Source organism: Tumebacillus lipolyticus, assembly GCF_042682745.1.
Classification (GTDB): domain Bacteria; phylum Bacillota; class Bacilli; order Tumebacillales; family Tumebacillaceae; genus Tumebacillus_A; species Tumebacillus_A lipolyticus.
Genome location: NZ_JBHUIO010000002.1, coordinates 97918 through 119238, shown reverse-complemented (window position 1 = coordinate 119238; position 21321 = coordinate 97918). Strand labels below are relative to the sequence as shown.

Below are 21321 nucleotides of genomic sequence, written 5' to 3'. Positions count from 1 at the left end.
CCTTATTGTCTGGCATCGCGGCGTTGCTGCCGGGCTTCTATCCGCCGTTGCATCGCGTTGGTCCGCGCTTCCGCCGCCAGTTCCGCCTGTTGCATAGACAGGCTGTCACCGCTGTCGTGATTTTCCGGAGCGCTCAGCAGTTTGGCCAGCGCATAGACGGTCGGGTGCTGGAACATCTCGACCAGCGCGATGTCCCTGTTCATTTCCCGGCACAGCTTGGTGTGCACTTGGATCACCAGCAGTGAATGCCCGCCCAGATCGAAAAAGTTGTCATGCAGGCCAACCTTGTCCACCTTTAACACTTCCCGCCAGATCGCGGCGACCAAGACCTCCGATTCGCTTTGCGGCATTACAAATTCGATGTGCGTGTTGCGCTCGATCTTCGGTTCCGGCAGCAGATTGTGGTTGATTTTTCCGCTCGGCAACAGCGGCATCTCCTCAAGTGGGATAAAAGCGGAAGGAACCATAAAGGCCGGGAGCAGCTCTTTGAAACGCTGCTGTAGGGACAAAGCCAATTGGCGGGCCGGCGTCTCTATACCCGGCGCTTCTGCTTCGAACGGATTGGCAATGTTCTTGTCGAGCGTGAAATAGACGATCAGCCTCGCGTCGCCTTCCACTTCCCGCGCCAGAGCGACCGTGTTGCGCACGCCGTCCGCCTCATGGACCAGATTTTCAATCTCGCTCAATTCGATGCGGTGTCCGCGAATTTTCACCTGATGGTCTGCGCGGCCGATGATCTCCAGCGCCCCCTCCGCATTCCAGCGCGCCAAGTCGCCCGTCTTGTATAGCCGCTCCCCGCTTCCGGCGGCAGCAAATGGGCTTTGCAGGAAGCGCTCCGCCGTCATTTCCGGCCGCTTTAGATAGCCGAGACCTACCCCGATCCCACCGACGTAAATCTCGCCGACCGCGCCGATCGGCACAGGTTCCAGGCGCTCGTCCAACACGTAGAGCTGCATGCGCGGAATCGGTCGTCCGATCGGGATGGCGTGGCGCTCATCGCCGCGCTCGCAGTACCAATAGGTGCATTCGACCGATGCTTCAGTCGGCCCGTATATGTTGATCAGATCGGCTTTCGATGCGGCATGAAACCGCTCCAGCAGGCTGGTTGTCAACAACTCCGCCCCGCAGTAGACCTGACGCAGGTGCACGCACTCGGCAAATCGCGGCTCATCGAGCAGCAATTGCAGCTGAGTCGGCACCACCTGGATCACCGTCACCCGCTCATGAGCGATCAAGCCGGCCAGATAGCCGGGGTCGCGATGCGCGCCTTGACGGGCGATGACGATGCGCGCGCCAGAGGACAGCGGAACGAAAAACTCCGTCAAAGAAGCGTCGAAGCTAAACGGCGACTTCAGCACCTGTGCATCCTCCGTCGTCATCGGGAAATCATCATGGTACCAGCGGATCGTGTTGCAGATGCCCCGATGCGCAGTGAGGACACCTTTCGGACGGCCGGTGGAGCCCGACGTGTAGATGACGTACGCCGGATCGGAAGGCAGCGCCCCACCCTGAGGATTGTCGGCGTTCGAACGGGCAATCTCCGCCCAGTCGCGGTCCAGGCAGAGCAAATTCGCGCGGTTTGCAGGCATGTTCCCGGCCAGCGCTTCCATCGTCAGCACAAAGCGGGCTTCGGAGTCATCGAGCATGAACTGCAGACGCTCCGCCGGGTAATCGGGATCGAGGGGAAGATACGCCGCGCCCGATTTCAACACGCCGAGCACCGCCACCACCATCTCAAAAGAGCGTTCCATGAAGATGGCGGCCAGTTGACAGCGGCCCAGCCCCTGCGCTTTTAGGTGATGAGCCACTCGGTTCGCCCGTTCGTTCAGCTCACGATAGGACATCGTCCGGCCTTCGAACACGAGTGCCGGATGATCGGGGGTGCGCAGCACCTGCTCTTCAAACAGTTGATGCAGCAGCTCGTCGCGCGCCGATGTCGTATCCGTTTCGCCCAACTGCACCAGGTGCGCTCGCTCTTGTGCCGACATGATCGAAAGCTCCGAGATTCTGCTGTCCGGCGCATCGACGATGCTTTCTAAAAGCGCCAAATAATGACGGGACAACCGTTCGACCGTCCCCTCTTCAAACAGGTCGGTCTTGTATTCGAATCCGCCGGCCAGTCCCCCGTCCGCTTCCCATAGAAACAGAGAGAGGTCAAATTTGGCGGTGCCGGTGGTCTGCTCGAACACGTCCAGCACCAAGCCGGGCAGTTCCAGCGCTGTGGACGGCGCGTTTTGCAGCGTGAACGTGGTCTGGAACAGCGGAGACTGGTTCAGGTTGCGCTCGACGTCCAGCTCTTCGACCAGCCGCTCAAACGGAAGGTCTTGATGCGCAAACGCACCGAGCGCTGTCTTCTTCGTGCGCTGCAGCAGCTCGCAAAAGGTCGGGTCGCCGGACAGATCGAGGTGCAGCGGCAGCATGTTGACAAAAAAGCCGATCAGCCCTTCTTGCTCCTGTCGGGTGCGATTGGCAACCGGTGTGCCGATCACGATGCTCTGCTGACGATTGTAGCGGCAGAGAAGCGTGTAGTAGGCTGCGAGCAGCGTCATGAACAGCGTGGCTTCTTCCCTGCGGCTCAGCTCCTTCAGCCGCTGCAGGAGGCCGGCAGAACCCAGCATCCGCACCTGGCCGCCCGCAAAGCTCTCTTTGCTGGGGCGGGGACGGTCGAGCGGCAGGTCCAGTTGGGCCGGAGCACCGGCGAGATGATCCTTCCAGTACCCGAGCAGGCCGTTCAGGCGATCGTCTTTTAAATGATCACGCTGCCAGACCGCAAAGTCGACGTAGCCGACCTCAAGCTCCGGCAACTGCACCTTTACCCCCTGTGTCCTGGCCCGGTAAAAGTCGGTCAGTTCCTTCAACAGCACCCCGCGCGACCAGCCGTCAGTGGCGATGTGATGCATCGTCAGCATCAGCCGGTGCTCCTCGTCCTCCAGGCGAATGACCGCAGCGCGCAACAGCAGGTCGCGGCCGAGGTCGAAGGTGCGCGCCGCCTCTTCGGTCATCAGTCGCTCCGCTTCCGCCTCCCGCTCCCCCTCGGGCAGACCGCTCAAGTCGATCAGCGGCAGGGCAAACGGTTTGGGCGGATGAATCCGCTGGACGGGCCGACCCTCGACGGCAGCAAACGTGGTGCGGAACGCCGCCTGCCTGTTCACGATTTCCTGCAACGACCATTCCATCGCCTCCAGGTCGAGCAAGCCGCGCAGGCGGAGCACCAGCGGAACGTTGTTCATCGGGCTGCCTTGGTACAGCTGCTCGACAAACCACAAGCGCTGTTGAGCAAAAGAGACAGGGGCGGTTTTCACATCGCCGTTTTTCTTTTGCATCAACTGTGCCAGCATCGCTCGCTTTTCTTCCGGCGTCATTTGATCCAGTTGTTTGATGTTCGAACTCATTGTGCATCCTCCGCTTCCAGTAACGCTTTTTGGAGCAGCAGCTCCACCTCTTCATCCGTTAACTCCAGCTCCTCAAGCAGCCGAAGCGCGTCTTCCCCGTCCGTCTGCCGCTTCATCGGTTGTTCGGTTTGCCGGACCGACTCCGCGATGAGCCGTTCCACTTCGGCGGCGAGCAGCGCCGGAGTCGGTTTTTCAAACAGCAAGCCGATCGGGAGCGGCAGGCTGTAGATCTCCCGTAGCTTATAGAGGACCTGCATCGCCAGCAGAGAGTGACCACCGAGTTCAAAGAAGTGGTCGTTCCGGCCGACACAATCTCTACACAAGACTTGTTGCCAAATGCCGGCCAACAACTCCTCCGTTTCATTGCCTGGTGCCTCATACTCGTTTATCGCCGGGATGAGATCCGATACAGGCGCTGGGAAAGCACGGCGGTCGACCTTGCCATTTGGCGACAGCGGCATCGCTTCCAGCCAGATCAAGATCGACGGTACCATGTAGTCTGGCAATTGCGCTTTTAACTGTTGACGCAATTCCAGGTCTGTTACAGTTGCTTGCTCATCTGCTGTCAAATAGGCTACGAGGCGCTGATCACCCGGTACAACCTCCCAAACGGTGACAACTGCTTCCCGCACGCCGGAACAACTGCCCAGCACCGCTTCGATCTCACCCAATTCGATGCGCAAACCGCGAATCTTCACTTGGTTGTCGATACGACCCAAATACTGAATCGTTCCGTCTGGCAGCCATTTTGCCAAGTCACCTGTTTTATACATCGATGCCCCCGGCATCGCGGAGAAAGGATCTGCGATAAACCGCTCGGCAGTCAATTCTGGACGTTTGTAATAACCATTTGCTACCTGAATACCGCTGATATGCAGTTCACCCGCCACACCTGCTGGTACCGGTTGCAGGAACGGATCGAGAATGTACAAGTTGGTGTTGGCAACCGGTCGACCGATTGGCACGAATTTGCGGTCACCGTTTGGTTCACAAGCCCAGTAGGTGACATCGACAGAAGCCTCTGTCGGTCCATAGAGATTGTGAAGTTGCGCCTGACCGATTTCAAAGAAACGTTCTTGCAGTTCGAACGGCAGCGCTTCACCACTGCAGAATACGAGGCGCAGAGACGTGCAAGTCTGAACCTGCGATTCTTCCACGAAGATCTGTAGCATGGAAGGTACGAAATGCAAGGTTGTTATCCCCTGTTCTCGAATCAGTTCGACCAAATACGCGCTGTCTTGATGACCTTCCGGTTTCGCCACAATCAGACATGCTCCACTGAACAACGGCCAGAAGAATTCCCATACTGAAACGTCAAACGTAAATGGTGTTTTCTGCAACACCCGGTCAAGAGCGGTGAGCTTGTATTCCGCTTGCATCCATAACAGGCGGTTGATGATACCTCGATGTGGTACCATGACGCCTTTTGGCTTTCCTGTTGATCCCGATGTGTAAATCACATAAGCGGTATCCTGCGACGTCGTTGCAGTAACAAGATTCCCAACACTCTCATCGGCTAACTTCGCCCATGTGGCTTCCAGATCGAGGTGAATCACTTCTGCGCCGTATTCTGGCAGTTTGTCATGCAAATGCGATTGGCTCAACAAGACAGAGACTTGTGCCTCTTCTACTATGAAAGCGAATCGCTCTGCTGGCAGGAACGGGTCCAGCGGCAAATACGCGCCTCCCGATTTCAAGATTGCATAGAGGCTGATCACCATTTCCAATGATCGTTCCATGCAGACACCCACCAGTACATTCGGTCCGACACCCTGCTTTTGCAGACGGTGTGCCAGCCGATTGCTCTGCTCATTCAGTTGGCGATACGTCAGGCCTTCACAGCCCTCAAACGAAACGGCCAGATCATCAGGCGTTCTTTCCACCTGTTGTTCAAACAGATGGTGTAAGAGTTCAACTTTCGGATATTCAACCGAAGTTTCATTCCATTCCACCAGAATTTGATGCTGCTCATCCGCCGATATGACCGAGTGGATTTCGTAGCGACCCGATGGGTCCGAAGCAATTTGTTCCAATACATTCTGGTAGTATGATCCGAATCTCGCTGCCTGCTCAGGAGTCAATTCCGCTTCATTCCAACGCAGATACAGCTGCACTTCCGCATTTTGTGAATCCAATCCGAACTCAACGGCAAACACAAAACTCGAATCCGCAAGCGATCTCTCACCGAGGATTTCCACGTCCGGAATGCCCGACAGCGCTTCATAAACGTGGAAATGCGTATAGTTAAACGCAGTCTCGAACAACTGTTGCCCACCCAAATCCTGCTGAATCTGCGCCATTGGATAACGGCGGTGTGGCAACAGTTCGCGTTCGGTGGCAAATACTGTTTGCACCAGTTCCTGCCAGGTTCCTCCTGCTACCTCCAGTCGCAATGGCAACGTGTTCAAAAACAAGCCGAGCACTCGCTCGCCATCCACTTCCTCGATCCGACCGTTGGTGACCAAACCGGTCAACACATCCGATTGAGCCCCCAACACGTTCAACACGCGAATGTGTGCAGTCAAAAGAACACTTTTAAGCGGTACATTCGCCTGCTGAGCCATCTGTTTTAAGCCATGCGAGACCTCACGCGGCACTTCGACTCGATTCAAATGCATCTGGGATGGCTTCGTGCGATCTCTTCCTTCGATTCGCGGAAGTTGTGTAAACGTGAAGCCTTGTAGCTTTCGCTGCCAATACGCTTTTGTTTCTTCCGATCCTAGCGCAGTCTGCTCCAATTTGACGTACTTGTGAAACTGCGACTGCAGAGCTCCTGAATCAGGTGTTTCACCTTTTACAAAAGACATGTAGGTTACAAAAATTTCAGTGAGTAACGAGGCAACCGACCATCCATCCAAAATTGCGTGATGCTCGGTCAAACCAAATTGAAAAGTTTCCTCATCCATTCGATGCATGCTGACACGAAGCATCGGCGGACAATTCCAATCGAACGGACGCTTCAATTCTGCATCGAACCAACGATCCAGCGCTTGTTCGCGTTCACCTGCTGGCAGATCACGCAGATCGTATACTTCAAATGGAATCACCAGATGACGATGTACCAATTGCAATGGTTCGCGATAACCGGTCAATGCAAACGAAGTACGCAAGATTGGGTGACGAGACACCAGTACCGCTAACGCTTGCTCCATCGAATCTTGATCAAATGGTGCGCGCAGATGATGAAGTGACACATTGTGATAAATTGCTTGCTGAGCTTCTTTTTCACTGTGGAACAACATTCCCAATTGCAGTTGGGTCAGTGGGTATGCATCCTCCAGATTGGACGGCAACTGCTTACGCTCAGCTTCGGTGATCAGCGAAAATGGTGTCTGTTTCTCCATTTCACGATCCACTAAGATCAGGACACCCGATTCTGTCAATTCAAAAATCGACTGGTGACGGAACAAATCTTGCAAGGTGAACTGAATGCCTTGTTTTCGTGCCTCAGCTAGTACCTGAATGCTCAGAATTGAGTCGCCACCCAACTCAAAGTAGTTATCATGAATACCAATACGTTCCGCTTTCAAGACCTTTGTGAGAATGCCCGCCAATTTTTCCTCAACTTCATTGCGAGGTGCTGTATAAGTGTGCATCTGTTCGGGACGGTTCTCTTCAGGTGACGGCAATGCACGGTGGTCGACCTTGCCGTTTGCAGTCAGCGGCAAAGACTTGAGGATAACAAATGCGGCTGGGATCATAAACTCAGGTAAACTCTGCAACAGGTGCTCTCGAAGTTCACGCGGAGTTAGTTGCTGATCGAGATCAGTCACTGCATAGCCGATTAAACGCTTCTCGCCATCCGTGTATTCCCGTACCAGCACTACAGCTTCGTGAACGTGCGGATGCTCTACGAGGCTGGACTCGATTTCGCCAAGCTCAATCCGGAATCCGCGAACCTTAACCTGATGGTCGACGCGTCCCAAATACTCCAGATCCCCGTCCGCCAAGTAACGTGCCAAGTCCCCTGTTTTATAGAGACGTGCATCCGGGTCGGTCGAGAATGGATGTTGAATGAAACGTTCGTTGGTCAGTTCCGGACGATTCAGGTAACCACGGGCGACACCTGCACCGCCGACATACATCTCCCCACACACGCCGATTGGTACGGGTTGGAGATATTGATCGAGCACAAAGACCTGCAAGTCTGGGATCGGAGCACCGATCACGCTGCCCGTTCCACTTACTACGTCCCCCCAACCGATCGGACGATACGTGACGTGAACAGTCGTTTCCGTGATACCGTACATGTTGAACAATTTCGGCCGTTCATCCCCATGACGCTCGAACCACGGTTTCAAACTTTGCAGCTCCAGTGCTTCCCCACCGAAAATCACATAACGCAGTGCCAATGGCTGGGCTACGTCCCCTTTTCGTTCCTCCGCTTGGATCAATTGGCGGAATGCTGACGGTGTTTGGTTGAGCACTGTCACCTGTTCACCGACCAATAGGTCTAGGAAGTCCTCAGGAGAACGGCTGACCCAATACGGCACGACGACGACTTTACCACCGTACAACAGCGCCCCCCAGATTTCCCACACTGAGAAGTCAAACGCATAGGAGTGGAACAACGTCCAAACATCCTGTTCATCAAATCCATACCAATGCTCCGTTGCTTTTAATAAGCGGATTACGTTCCCATGTGGAATCAAAACGCCCTTTGGCTTACCTGTCGAACCGGACGTGTAGATGACGTAGGCTAGGCTGTCAGCGTTCGTTTCACACGGCAAGTTGTCCGACTCATGACGGCTGATGATATCAGCATCACGGTCAAGGCAAATCACTGGAACCTGATGCTCCGGCAATTTGTTTAACAAATGCTCTTCTGTCAGCAAGACGGCGACTTGCGAGTCCTCAAGCGCATACTTGACTCGGTCCGGTGGATAGTTGGGGTCGAGTGGCACATAGGCGCCTCCCGCCTTCAACGTCGCGAGAATCGCGATCACGATTTCAATCGATCGTTCTAAGCTGATTCCGACTTTCACTTCTGGACCAACGCCAAATGCAGATAAATAGTGCGCCAGTCTGTTTGCTTGCTCATTTAATTCACGGTACGTCAGGCGCTGTTCCTTCATCACCACCGCCTCAGCATCAGGAGTTTGAACGACCTGTGCTTCAAACCACTGATGTATGCATAAATCCCGCTCAAACTCTTGCCATTGACCCTTGCCTCGTGTCAAGATTTCCTGCATTTCTGCTTCTAGGAGCAGTGGCAAACGTGACAATTGAGCATCTGGATTGGCTGTCACGCCAGCGAGCAATGCTTCGAAATGTCGAGCCCATCGGAGAATGGTCTCACGGTCGAACAAATCGCTGTTGTATTCAAATTCAGCTGCCAATCCTCCCTCATGTTCACGCATCGACAACGTCAGGTCGAACTTGGCGATGTCCATTTCTACAGGCAATGGGCGAATTTTTACGTCACCGATTTGTTGCCGATCACCATGTGCGTTTTGTAACACAAACATCACTTGGAACAGTGGTGAATAACCTGTGTTTCGTTCAGGACTCAGCTCGTCAACCAATTGTTCGAACGGAACGTCTTGATACGTGTAAGCTTCTAAAACGGTCTCACGGATGCGCCCTAACAACTCGTTAAATGTAAGATCGCCTGACAAATCGGTGCGCAACACGAGCGTATTGATAAAGCAACCGATCAACTTTTCCAGCTCGGAGTATCTGCGGTTCGCAACCGGGCTACCGACCAAAATGTCCTCTTCTCCCGTATAACGGCAGAGCCACGTTTTGAATGCCGCCAACAGCGTCATGTACAACGTAGCGCCCTCACGTGTTCCGATCGCTTTCAAACCCTCGGTGATCTCTTTGGAAATCATGATCGTTTCACGAGACCCGCGGTAGGTTTGCTCGGCTGGTCGAGGATGATCTGTCGGAAGTTGCAAGATCGGCAGTCCTCCACCTAATCTCTGCTTCCAATAGGTCATCTGCTCATCCAGTATGTTTCCTTGCAGCCACTCACGTTGCCATACGGCAAAGTCTGCGTACTGAACTTCCAACTGTACGAATGGAGAAGGACGACCTTGGGAGAATGCTTCATACAAAACATTTAGCTCTTCCATCAGCACTCCGACAGACCAACCGTCAGATACGATATGGTGCATGTTCAGTAACAGCACATGTTCTTCTTCGCCTATTTTGACCAAGGAAACGGCGAACAACGGTGCGTTACTCAGGTCAAACTCATGATAAACTCCGGTGGCGAGCACGTGCTTCAATCGTTCTTGACGTTGCTCTGGACCCGTTATATCGCTCAAATCTGTACATGCCATGTTCAGGTCCAGTTCTGGCAAGATCACTTGTTTGGCGATGCCATCGACTTCGACAAAGACAGTGCGCAAAATCTCGTGACGGCGAACAATTTCATTCAGCGCACACTCTAACGCCGAAGGATCCAGCATGCCATTCAATTGATAGAGCACTGGCATGTTATAAACGAAACGATCGGACAAGAATTGATCGAGGAACCAGAGGCTTTGCTGAGCAAAGGATAACGGCAGTTTCTCCCTTGACTCTACCGCCTGTAGAACCGGTAACTTTGACAGCGCTACTTCATGGTGCTGCTGTTCACACTTGCTACAGAACGCAGCGAGCGTATCCGCTTCAAACAGAAGGCGAACTGGGATGTTCCAATTCAGAACTTCCAGCATGCGGGAAACGACTTGTGTTGCTAGCAACGAATGTCCACCTAAAGCAAAGAAATTGTGGTTGCGGCTTACATGCGCTACATTCAACACCTTTGCCCAAATTTCCGAAACCATAATTTCCACTTCCGTAACTGGTGGCGAATACTCTGCATGAGCAGCCGTCTCCACTTCCAGTGCTGGATCTGGCAATGCTTGGCGATCCACCTTCCCGTTCGCAGTCAAAGGCATAGCTTCCAACACGACAATCGACGACGGTATCATATACTCTGGCATCTGCTCTTTGAGCCAGTGGCGTACCTCATCAGCCATCACTTCACCTGCAACGTATGCGACCAGTCGCTTGTCTCCATCTTCACGCACGGTCACGACCGCATGACGTATCCCTGCACAAAGGCTCAAGGCGGCTTCAATCTCTTCCAATTCAATCCGGTGACCGCGGATCTTCACTTGGTTGTCCGTTCTGCCCAAGTATTCGATCACTCCGGCTTTGTTCCAGCGCACCAAGTCACCCGTCTTATACAAACGCGCCGCTCGTTCCTGCGAGAAGGGATGTGAGATGAAACGCTCTGCCGTCAGTTCCGGTCGATTCAGATACCCGCGTGCGAGCGCAACACCTCCTAGATACAACTCCCCTGGCACACCGACCGGAACCGGCTGCAGATTCTGATCGAGCACGTATACCTGCGTGTTCATGATCGGCTTGCCGATTGGTGGATGGCTCTCCTCTTGCGGGGTGCAGCAATACAATGTTGCGCACACTGTCGATTCGGTCGGACCATATGCGTTGAAGAAGTTTCGGCCCTCCCCCCAGCGTTTGATCAGGTCTTGTGTGCACGCCTCTCCCCCGACGATCAAATTGCGCAAGTCTGGCAACTCCTGTGGCGTCTGCATCGCCAAGAACGACGGAGGCAACAATGCAGCTGTGATCTTCTTCTCCCGTAACATGTCAACGAAATCGGCTCCCAGCAACGACTCGCGATCGGTCAGATACAAGGTGGCACCCGTTAACAGCGACATCACCAGTTCCCATACAAACGCATCAAAGCTGATCGAGCTAAACTGCAAGACACGGTCTCCCGCCTGCACCCCAAAACTGCGCTTGTGTTCGGTCATCAAGTTGCCGATCCCCGAATGGGTGACCACGACACCTTTTGGTCGACCGGTTGAACCTGATGTGTAGATGACATACGCCGCATGGTCGAGTTGTGTTTCATGCTGTAACGGTTCTGTGCTCTGCTCAGCGATCTGCTCCCAATCAGAGTCCAACAAGATCGTTTTTGCTGAATGAGTCGGTAATGAACGGAGCCACTTCGCTTCTGTGACCAACACAGAAACTTGCGAGTCTTCCATCATGTACGCCAGGCGATCAGATGGATAATTCGGATCAAGCGGTACATACGCACCACCTGCTTTCAGGATGCTGAGCACTCCAACGATCATCGAAGGCGAACGATCAAAGCTAAGACCGACCAATGTTTCCACTCCGACTCCCCGCTCGCGAAGATATCTGGCCAATTGATTCGATCGCACATCCAATTCGCGGTATGTCAGCTGACCATCTGTAAACTCGATCGCCACCGCATCAGGTCTCAGCTCCACTTGCGATGCAAACAGTTCCTGGAACGTCTTGGCCGGATAGTCGAGCGCCTCTAGGCTCCATTCCTGTAACAGTTGCTTCCGCTCGGCTGGTGACAACATTGGCAATTGAACAACTTGCTGATCAGGTTCGCTAACGGCCGATTCGAGCAGCTGTTGGAAATGTTCAAGCATGCGCTTGATTGTTGCACTTTCAAATAAATCTCGATTGTATTCCAGCGATACCTGCAGACGATCGTTCAATTCATGAACTTGCATTGTTAAATCAAACATCGCCATGCCCCGATCAAATTCATAGGCTTGCACTTGTAAGTCGTCCATTTGGAACTGACCAAGTCCATCACCCGAGGCATTTTGCATCACGAACATGATCTGAAACAGTGGGGAATAACCAAGACTGCGATCAGGACTTAATTCTTCGACCAATTTTTCAAACGGAACATCTTGATGTGCATACGCCTCTACTGTGACCTCACGCACACGATGCAACAGTTCTCGGAAGCTCAGCTGCTCCGACAGATCCGTACGCAAGACCAATGTGTTAACAAAAAATCCAATCAATTCTTCGAGCTCCCGACGATTTCGGTTGGCGATCGGACTGCCGACGAGCAGGTCGTGTTGCCCGGTGTAACGGTGTAGCAGTACCTTGAAGGCTGCCAACAACGTCATGAATAAGGTGACGCCTTCCCTTCTGCTCAGTTCTTGCAATGCCTGACCAAGTACAACGGTCAATTGAATTTTCTGTTGCCCACCACGATAGGTTTGAATGTTCGGACGTGGATGATCTGTCGGCAAAAGCAACATCGACAGTTCCCCGCTCAGTTGCTGCTTCCAGTAGTCCATCTGCTGTTGAAGTGCATCTCCTCGCATCCATTCCCGCTGCCAAGCAGCAAAATCGGAGTATTGGATCGCCAGTTCTGGCAAAGGAGACACTTGATGATGCGCAAACGCTTGGTAGAGCGATTTCAGTTCCTCAACCAACAGGCCCAGCGACCAACCATCAACAATGATGTGATGCATGATCAAGACCAAGAAATGTCCCGTTTCTGCATATTGAATCAGGGAACCACGTACTAACGGCCCTTGCTTCAAATCAAAAGCGCGTGCACATTCGCTCTGTGTGAATCGTTCAACTTCTGCCAATACATCTGTCGACGAACACTCTTGGAAGTCGACTTCGTTCAAGACCAAGTGCAGTTCTGGTGCCACAACTTGTATCGCCACACCGTCAACGGTCGCAAATGTGGTACGCAGCACATCATGGCGTCGAATGATCTCATTCAAACTTTTCTCAAGCGCCGCTCGATTCAATGCACCTTCGAGACGAAACGCAAACTGCACGTTGTAGATCGATGGATCTTCAAGATATTGATCGAGGAACCAGAGACGTTCTTGAGAGAACGACAACGGCGCACTTTCGCCATGTCTTGCGAACAGCGACTCCGCTTTTTCAGATTTAACTGCGACACGAACAAGGTCTGCGAGCTCCGGCACTGTCGGCGCATCAAACAGCATTTGGATCGGCATCTCGATCTGGAAGAGTTCTTTTACACGCGAAGCCACTCGCGTTAAAGACAGCGAATGTGCGCCCAGATCAAAGATGTTATCTTCCGCACTGACTTGCTGCACCTGCAAAATCTCACACCAAATCTTCGCAATCTCCTCTTCAAGGGAATCGCGGTATTTTCCCGTCTCCCACTCAACTTTCTGAGCGACGTTCGGTGTTGGGAGCAAACTTTTTTCGATCTTGCCGTTCGGATTCATCGGGAATGCATCCAGGCAAACAAATGCAGCCGGCATCATGTATGGCGGCAGTTTACCTCTCAACCAACGACGAATATTCATCACGTCGTCGACCTGTTCATCAACTGTAAAGTAAGCGACCAAACGCTGATCATCCAGTTGATCTTCACGTACGATCACAACCGCTTCCCTGACACCGGGGTAGTCTCCTAACACCGCTTCAACCTCGCCAAGTTCAATACGATGTCCACGAACCTTGACTTGATTGTCAATTCGACCGATGTATTCGATCTCACCGTCTTTTCGCCAACGAACCAAGTCGCCCGTTCTATAAACACGCTTACCAGTTTTCTCTGAGAAAGGATGTTCGATAAAGCGTTCCTGGGTCAGCTCAGGTCGATTTAAGTATCCGCGTGAGAGACAAACTCCCCCTATATACAGTTCACCTGGTACACCAATTGGCACTGGTTGCATGTATTTGTCCAAAACGTAACTCTCTACATTGCGTAATGGACGACCGATCGCTGGGTTGATTTCTTCTTCAACAGAGCATTGATACACGTTTGAAACCACCGTCGCCTCAGTTGGGCCATAAACATTAAAGAACTTTTGACCGCGTCCCCAACGTTGCACCAAATTTTTCGAACACGCCTCTCCGCCGACAATTAAATGACGAAGGTATTTCATTTCCTTTGGCTCATGCATCGACAAGAATGTAGGCGGCACCGTGACGGTCGTGATCTGTTTCTCGTCTAATAAATCGGCAAAGTTGGGTCCTAGCAAGGTCTCTCGGTCTGTAAGGCATAAAGTAGCACCTGTCAGCAAACTTAACGTCAATTCCCAGACAAATGCATCAAAACTAATCGAGTTAAACTGTAAGACACGGAATCCCGAACCTATTTCCAATTGCGCCACTTGTTCAGTCATCAAGTTGCCAATGCCTGCATGAGTGACTAAAACACCTTTGGGACGACCTGTGGAGCCCGAAGTGTAAATGACATATGCGACGTTGTCGATGGTCGATTGGTGTACCAAACGCTCACTGCTTTCTTTCGCAATCAGGTTCCAATCCCCATCAATTCTCACGACTTCAATATCCTGAGTAGGCACACGGCCGATCCACTGTTCCTGCATAATCAAGACAGGTGCTGCTGTATCTGCCAACATGAAGGAGAGGCGATCCACTGGGTAAGACGGGTCAAGCGGTACATAAGCACCTCCCGCTTTTAAAATGCCGAGCAAACCAACGATTAATTCGATCGAACGGTCAACGCACAGACCGACAAATGTTTCCGGCTTGACTCCTTTGCCACGCAAGTAATGAGCTAACCGATTTGAACGCTCGTCCAATTCGCGATAAGTAAGTCGTTGACCGTTAAACTCAACCGCGATTGCATCAGGAGTTCGTTCTGCCTGTTCCTCGAACAGTTGGTGAAAGCACTTGTCTGCTGGAAAGTCCTCACTTGTACGCAACCATTCATCAAACAACAATCGGCGCTCACCGGCGGTAAGAATCGAAATTTCTGACATTTTCGCTTGAGGATTGTTCACAAAATCCCACAAGAGATTGCAATACCGCTCCGCAAATCCTTTAATTGTACTCTCCTCATATAAAGAACCATTGTATTGCCAATCCAGTTTGAGCGTATTATCTTGCTCCACAACGTACAGTGCTAGATCAATTGTAAACTTCTCGTTGTTTACCCAATCGTTTGAATGGTATCGATACATGAACCGAAACAGCGGCTCACCTGCCTGAGCTCCCTCGCTCTGCAACATCTCCTTGATCTGTTCAATCGACACATCAGCGTGATCGCTTGCCTTTTCCCATGTGTCGCAAACTCTGGATAGTGCTTCACAAAAACTGAGGTTTCCGCCCAAGTCTGTACGCAACACCACATCATTCTCCCATCGCTCATCTGCACCATGTGACAGACGAATGCGGGTTCCAATCCAAACATCATCTTGATCAGTCAATCGATGCAGCAGGATAAAGAAGGTGGTCATGAACATTAAAGACCGGTCAACACATTCGTCCTTACAATACCTTGAAAGAGAATCGAGTAGATTTGGAGTCAATTCATGGCTCAACAAATTCCCGGTTTCCATGTTGTCGTTCGTGCGTGGATAGTCAGTCTGAAGTTGTTGGCGCACGACATCCCCTCCTAATTTTTGTTGCCAATAGATCAACTGTTCAGTCGCCTGAGCAGTTGTCTGTAGTTTATCCGACATATTGTTACTGCTCCCTTCATGGAAACGTACTTCCTCCGACTTAACAAACTGCTCTGCGATTAGATTTTACTTTAAGTTTAAATGAATAATCACAAAGATAATTCAGTTTATAAACAATATTATAAAATAGATATTATTGATATTTTATTGTCGATTTATTATAACCAAACTCGTAATTTTTCACAAGCATTTTTCTGAAAATTAATATATTTCTTTTTCAGGAAAACAACACAATCTCTTCATATATTTCGTAACTAAACTTTCGCAGCATGAATAGGTAGAGCCGTTCTCGATGCGGTTCAAGTCTTGCTCGGTTACCACATCATCGTACTTACAGTTCGTTTTACTTTGGTCTGGCATGCAATCTTACGCCTCCGTGGGTTTTAGACTTTCAAAATTGCTCGGAAAACTGATGGCAAACAAAAAAGCTCATCACATGAGTGACGAGCTTCAATCAAATGTCTACCATTCAGTCGTGCTTCAGCCATCCCTCAAGGTTCACTGGCTGAACTTCCTTACTGCCATATCACCTTGTCAAAGGGGGTCAAAACTCCGCAGCGACTCCAACTTTTCTCTAAAAAGACTCTAGCATTTCTTTAACTCTCCTCTATCTAAAGTGCCTCCCAATCTTCTTGCTTCAACGCAACAGCTTCCCGGCCTGTTTCAATCTGACCGCCCGCATGATGCCCGTCTCTCCAAACTTAAAGTGGATCTCATCCAAGTTGCGCGTCAGCCCGCTCTGCTTCGCCCGATCCTTTAAAAAAATCCAGCAGTATCGTCGACTTCGTCCTCATCACACCCCTCCATACTCGCGCAAGATTCGCAACAAAGTCGCATCTGGACGATCAGGATTGGCCCCCATCAACATACTGATCTGCTTCCGCGCCACTTTCGACTCTTTGGCAGGATCACCTTTATATTCGCCTCGGAGCACCTCTTCTTCCCGCAATTCAGAGCGGCGCCCATCGGCAGCCGTTCCCTTTCCGACCATCGCAAACTCCCCATCATCTTTGAGCGCGTTTTGGAAGGTGAGCGCACCTGCTCGAATTTTTTCTAGTGTCAACACACTGATGAGAGTCATAGATCTGTGACGAGCCGGTTCTGCCACCATCCAACAGGTCAGCAGTTCCCGAAGTGTGCCCAAATCCTCAGCTTTAATACCCTTGGGGTCTACTGTTGGCTCTTTGATCATTTCGAGCATTGCGGCTGCAATAATTCGATCCTTGTCCTTAGGATTTCCAGCAGTTTCTACCGTTTGAAGTCGAGTGATAAAAGCATCATAGCTAACTGCATGCTCCGGGTTCCCCTTGCTGTCCGATCGAAGCCCATAGAGGTCTTCATTTCGATCAAAGACGACCGGAGCAGTCGGGTTCAACACAATATACTCACCTTGCGGCTGTTTTTCACTAGGCGGTTTAAGCGCGATTGGGATACTGCCGCTCCCTAAGGACAGCAACAGCTTCGTGTTCACCGCACTTAAAGGTCCCATGCTAGATGTCGACTCTCGGAGCCCCATGGCTGCCGAAGCCCACCACTTTAACCCGTTACCCTTTGGCTTCAACCTGTCGATCAACACTTCTGTCGACCAGAGCGGGCCTTGATCTTCTTCTTGCGAAGAGTCAATCACAGGGACTGAAGCCACCCCCAATTCTGAAGTCCTGCCCGCCTCCACATCCGAATACAAGGCATGTGATGCGAGACCAAGCTCTTTTATCGCTCTGATGCCCGGAGGAATCTCGACGATCGGCTTCGTATTTTGCACACTATTTCGAAAACTGATCAGCTTTTCGATGTAGGAGTTCGCCTTCTCGATATCTTCATCTTGTTGGTTCAGTTGGATCCATTCCCCTACACTTTTTATCAGCTTGTTGCAGGCAACGCGTAGACTATCCAATTTTTTATTTCCCATCTTACCAATGTCTTGAGAGGTGAGGCTAGTAAATTCTTCGATGAGAGCATCTGGAATTTCGCTTGCGCGACAGCTACAGCCCTTTGTGCCGGCAGGTTCGCGTTCCTTGCAGCCTGTCTGTTTCGGAGCATTTGCGTCACGGCGCGGTTCCCGAACGTTTTCTGCAACTGCATGATCTTAGGTGCGATCGGCAGAGTCGTCGATTGAGCCTGTGGGTCTCGGCTGTCCGAATGATACGATTGCAAACTCGATCCTTGCTGGGAGTCCCGATTCTGGCTAACGTGTTTCATCTTCCAATCGCCTCCTAGGTAAAGAGCAATAAAAATTGAAAGTTGATTTATATTACTTTTTTAAGTATATAGCGTATTTGTTAGAATGCAATAAAAACACGCTTCCACTTCACCAATCTTCGTTTTAGAACGAGGATTGAATCTTGCACAAAAAATCGGCTCTGACTTCAACCGAGTCAGAGCCGATCACTTCCTATATACTTTCCTGTTTCAATGCGTCAATAAGGTTTTCCCTTTTTACTTTTGAGCTGGAATAGAGCATGACAGAACTGACGATGACGAATACAGCGGCAATGACCAATAGGATACTCATCCAAGGCAGCGCAAACTCATAGCTGAATTTGTTTGACAGCACCCGATAGATCAGATACATCACGAGGAGGCTGAGCGGAAGACCGAACAGCAGTGACTTGAACCCGTAAAAAACACTTTCATAGTTCATCATCTTCGCAAAACCGTTCGGCGTCATCCCCACCGATTTCAGCATGGCAAATTCCCGCTTCCGCAGGGCGATGCTCGTCGAGATCGTATTCATGATATTCGCAATCGAAATCGCTGAAATTAAGACGATAAAACCGTACGAAAAGACAGATAGCAACAAGATACTCTGTTCTTCCTGCTTTTTGGACTGATACAGGTTGTATACATGCAGATTGGGCGCCTTCAGTTCCTCGATTTCCTGTTGCGTTTGCAAAGGGTCGCTGCTATTCAGATAAAGATAAGTTTGAACGTAAGCGTTGTCCTTGCCGTCCATCAGTTGGCTCATGATTGGTTCAGAGACGACGATATCCACAACACTGAGATCACCTGCTACAAATTGGTTGATCCCCATCGGCGGTTGATCTGTCAACGCAGCAATTGTCATTTTGTTTACATCCGTCTCTTTTTCCGTCCCCAGAGTCAAATCAAAACTTTGGCCGACATTCGTATGAATGGACTTCGTTCGGACATATTTCCCTGAAGTAAAATCTTTATAGTGAACAGTATCCACCACAATTGCAGCAGGATGATTCGCATCCACCAGCTGTTGGTAATTTGCACCGACCGCTTTCGCATAGGCTTGCAGACTCGAATCGTTTAATGCATGCACCACAATTGTATAAGGATATTTCCCATCCTCAAGCATGCTTCGATCCTTCTTCAACGCCTCATGCAGTTGATCGGAGATCGATGCTTCTTCGATCCAAGCATTCATAAGCAGTTCGTGCATCAAGCTGTATTCTGTTACATTTTCCAAGGAAGTTATCGATTGAACCGTCTGATCGTCGATACGGTCGTCATTGCTGTACGAAACTTCAATATCATAATTAACGCCTTTCTGCGAAAGCATCAGGGACTGCTTCAGACTCCCGGTAAGAAATGACACCACTAAAAACAGCACGATGCTGATGATCAGCGAAAAGACGGTGGCGTTGTATCTTCGTCTGTTCCTTTTTAAGTTTTTCAATCCGATCTCCGCTTCGATCCCGAAAAGCTTGCGAATGAATTTCGACGTTTTTACAGTTTTGCGCGTGAGTTTCACATCGGCCGTTTGGCGAATCGAATCGATCGCGGAGATCTTGGAAGCTTTTACAGCTGGGAGATAGGTCGAGATGAAGATCGTGACCATCGATACGACACAGGCGATCAGGAGCGACAACGGCGTAATGATCACTGTCAGCTTTTCCGTAATCCCAAGTACCCCTTGAATCATCGAGTTAAGGAACCAAAACGTAACTCCGATCCCAACAATTCCACCGATCATCCCGATCGGAATGCTGATCACTCCGATGACAGCACCTTCAAAAAACACCGAATTTCGCTTCTGCCTTTTCGTGGCTCCCACGCTCGCAAGCATCCCCAGATGACGAGCACGCTCCGAGACAGAAATTGCAAAAGCATTATAGATCAGCGAAACCGAACCGATCATGATCACCGCGATAATGATGGCTGACAATGAGAACAGCGTGCTGTTCATGACTTCGCTTTTGACGACGCCGTAATAATAAAGTAGATCTTGATTGTACTTGACAGATTCGATGCGATTGTTCGTTGCCAAATCTTCCGCATGGAGGAACAGGGAACGATCAATTTTTTGCAAAATCACTGCCGCATCGACTCGATCACTTGTCGTCATCAAGCTTTCATCGACATAGCTGATGACAGTATAACCTGGAGCCCATGCCGGCTCCCATACGGGACGCTTGATGAAGCCGACCACTGTGTAATCCTTGGTTGTCATATTTTGAAGAGTTTCGGTTGTCTGACCATCGGTGATCTGCAGCCAGTCGGATTGGCCCAACGGATAGTCGGTATCTTTTGCAAATCGTTCACCGACATGAAGGGTGAGACGATCGCCGATTGCATATTTCACCTTTGCGTTCGTCGCAATGGCCTCCGAAATAACAACCTCTTTGTCGTTTTGCGGAAGACGCCCATTGCTCAACTCCACCGGAAATTGCGCGAAGCCCTGTTCATTGTACTCTTTAATGAACAAGTACGGCTTTTTGGTGTTTTGTCCCCCTGCTAACGGGGCATATCCCAGATCTCTGGTGATCGCAACCGCTTGGGTAGCCTCATCATTTTTTATCGCCGCAAGTTGCTCCTTGCTGACATCTTGATAGAGGACATGCCACTGCCCATTGTCTGCGATCGTCTGCCTTTTCATTAAGTCCAAATAGGAAAAAACGAGCGTTGCAACTGCTGTCACCATCGCAACCGAAATGATGACGCCGATCATCGTGACCAGCGTTCGTCGCTTGTTCTGCTTCAAATGCCTGATCGTGAGTCTGTTAACAATGTTCATGGACGAGTCACCTCGTCTTTGGCAATCTTTCCGTCTTCGATCGCGATGACCCTGTCTGCCTGCAGAGCGATGCGTTCGTCATGCGTGATGACGATCAGCGTCTGATGACGAGTTTTATTCAACATTTTCAATAGCTCGACGATCTCGCCGCTGTTCTTGCTATCCAGATTCCCAGTCGGCTCGTCTGCCAGTATAATCGCAGGATTGCTGATGATGGCTCTGCCGATCGAGACCCGCTGTTGCTGCCCGCCGGATAGTTGGTTCGGCAGATGGTTCAACCGCTGCTGCAAATTTAATGTCTTGACAAGACCATCTAACTGCTTCTGATCGATCTTTTGTTTATCCAGCAGGAGCGGCAGCGTAATATTTTCTTCGACTGTCAGCACCGGAATCAGATTATAGAACTGATAGATCAGACCGATTTGCCTGCGACGAAAGATCGCCAGCTGTGTTTCGTTAAGGTCATACATGTCTGTTCCCTCAATGAAGACCTTGCCCGAAGTTGGATGATCGACACCGCCCAGCAAATGCAAGAGCGTCGATTTTCCCGACCCGGACGGACCAATGATCGCGACGAATTCACCTTTGCGGATCGAAAATGAAACATCGTCCAGCGCCTTTACCTCCGATTCACCTTTTCCATATACTTTAGACAGACGTTCTACTCTTAAAATTTCCATGGTACAACCTCCATAGCTTTGCTGATGGATCT

The 21321-nt window shown here is 50.9% G+C and carries 5 protein-coding genes; all 5 read right to left on the bottom strand.

Features of this window, described 5'->3' with window-relative positions; all coding sequences use genetic code 11:
- Positions 1 to 2 precede the first annotated feature (2 nt).
- The 5 genes from ACFSOY_RS00395 to ACFSOY_RS00375 all read right to left on the bottom strand — a co-directional run bounded on the left by ACFSOY_RS00395 (position 3) and on the right by ACFSOY_RS00375 (position 21289).
- Entirely contained in the window at positions 3 to 3392 is a 3390-nt protein-coding gene (locus ACFSOY_RS00395) for a non-ribosomal peptide synthetase (RefSeq protein ID WP_386043222.1), read from the bottom strand.
- Positions 3389 to 15625, bottom strand: a complete 12237-nt coding sequence (locus ACFSOY_RS00390; protein ID WP_386043220.1) for a non-ribosomal peptide synthetase — start codon at positions 15623 to 15625, stop codon at positions 3389 to 3391. Before ACFSOY_RS00390 ends, ACFSOY_RS00395 begins: the two co-directional genes overlap by 4 nt.
- Before the next feature lie 793 nt (positions 15626 to 16418).
- A complete protein-coding gene (locus tag ACFSOY_RS00385; RefSeq protein WP_386043218.1) occupies positions 16419 to 17534 on the bottom strand; it encodes a hypothetical protein in 1116 nt (371 codons plus the stop codon).
- 483 nt (positions 17535 to 18017) lie between these two features.
- Positions 18018 to 20609, bottom strand: coding sequence for an ABC transporter permease (locus ACFSOY_RS00380; RefSeq protein WP_386043217.1), 2592 nt, complete (start codon positions 20607 to 20609; stop codon positions 18018 to 18020).
- A complete protein-coding gene (locus ACFSOY_RS00375) occupies positions 20606 to 21289 on the bottom strand; it encodes an ABC transporter ATP-binding protein (protein WP_386043215.1) in 684 nt (227 codons plus the stop codon). Before ACFSOY_RS00375 ends, ACFSOY_RS00380 begins: the two co-directional genes overlap by 4 nt.
- Between the last annotated feature and the right edge of the window lie 32 nt (positions 21290 to 21321).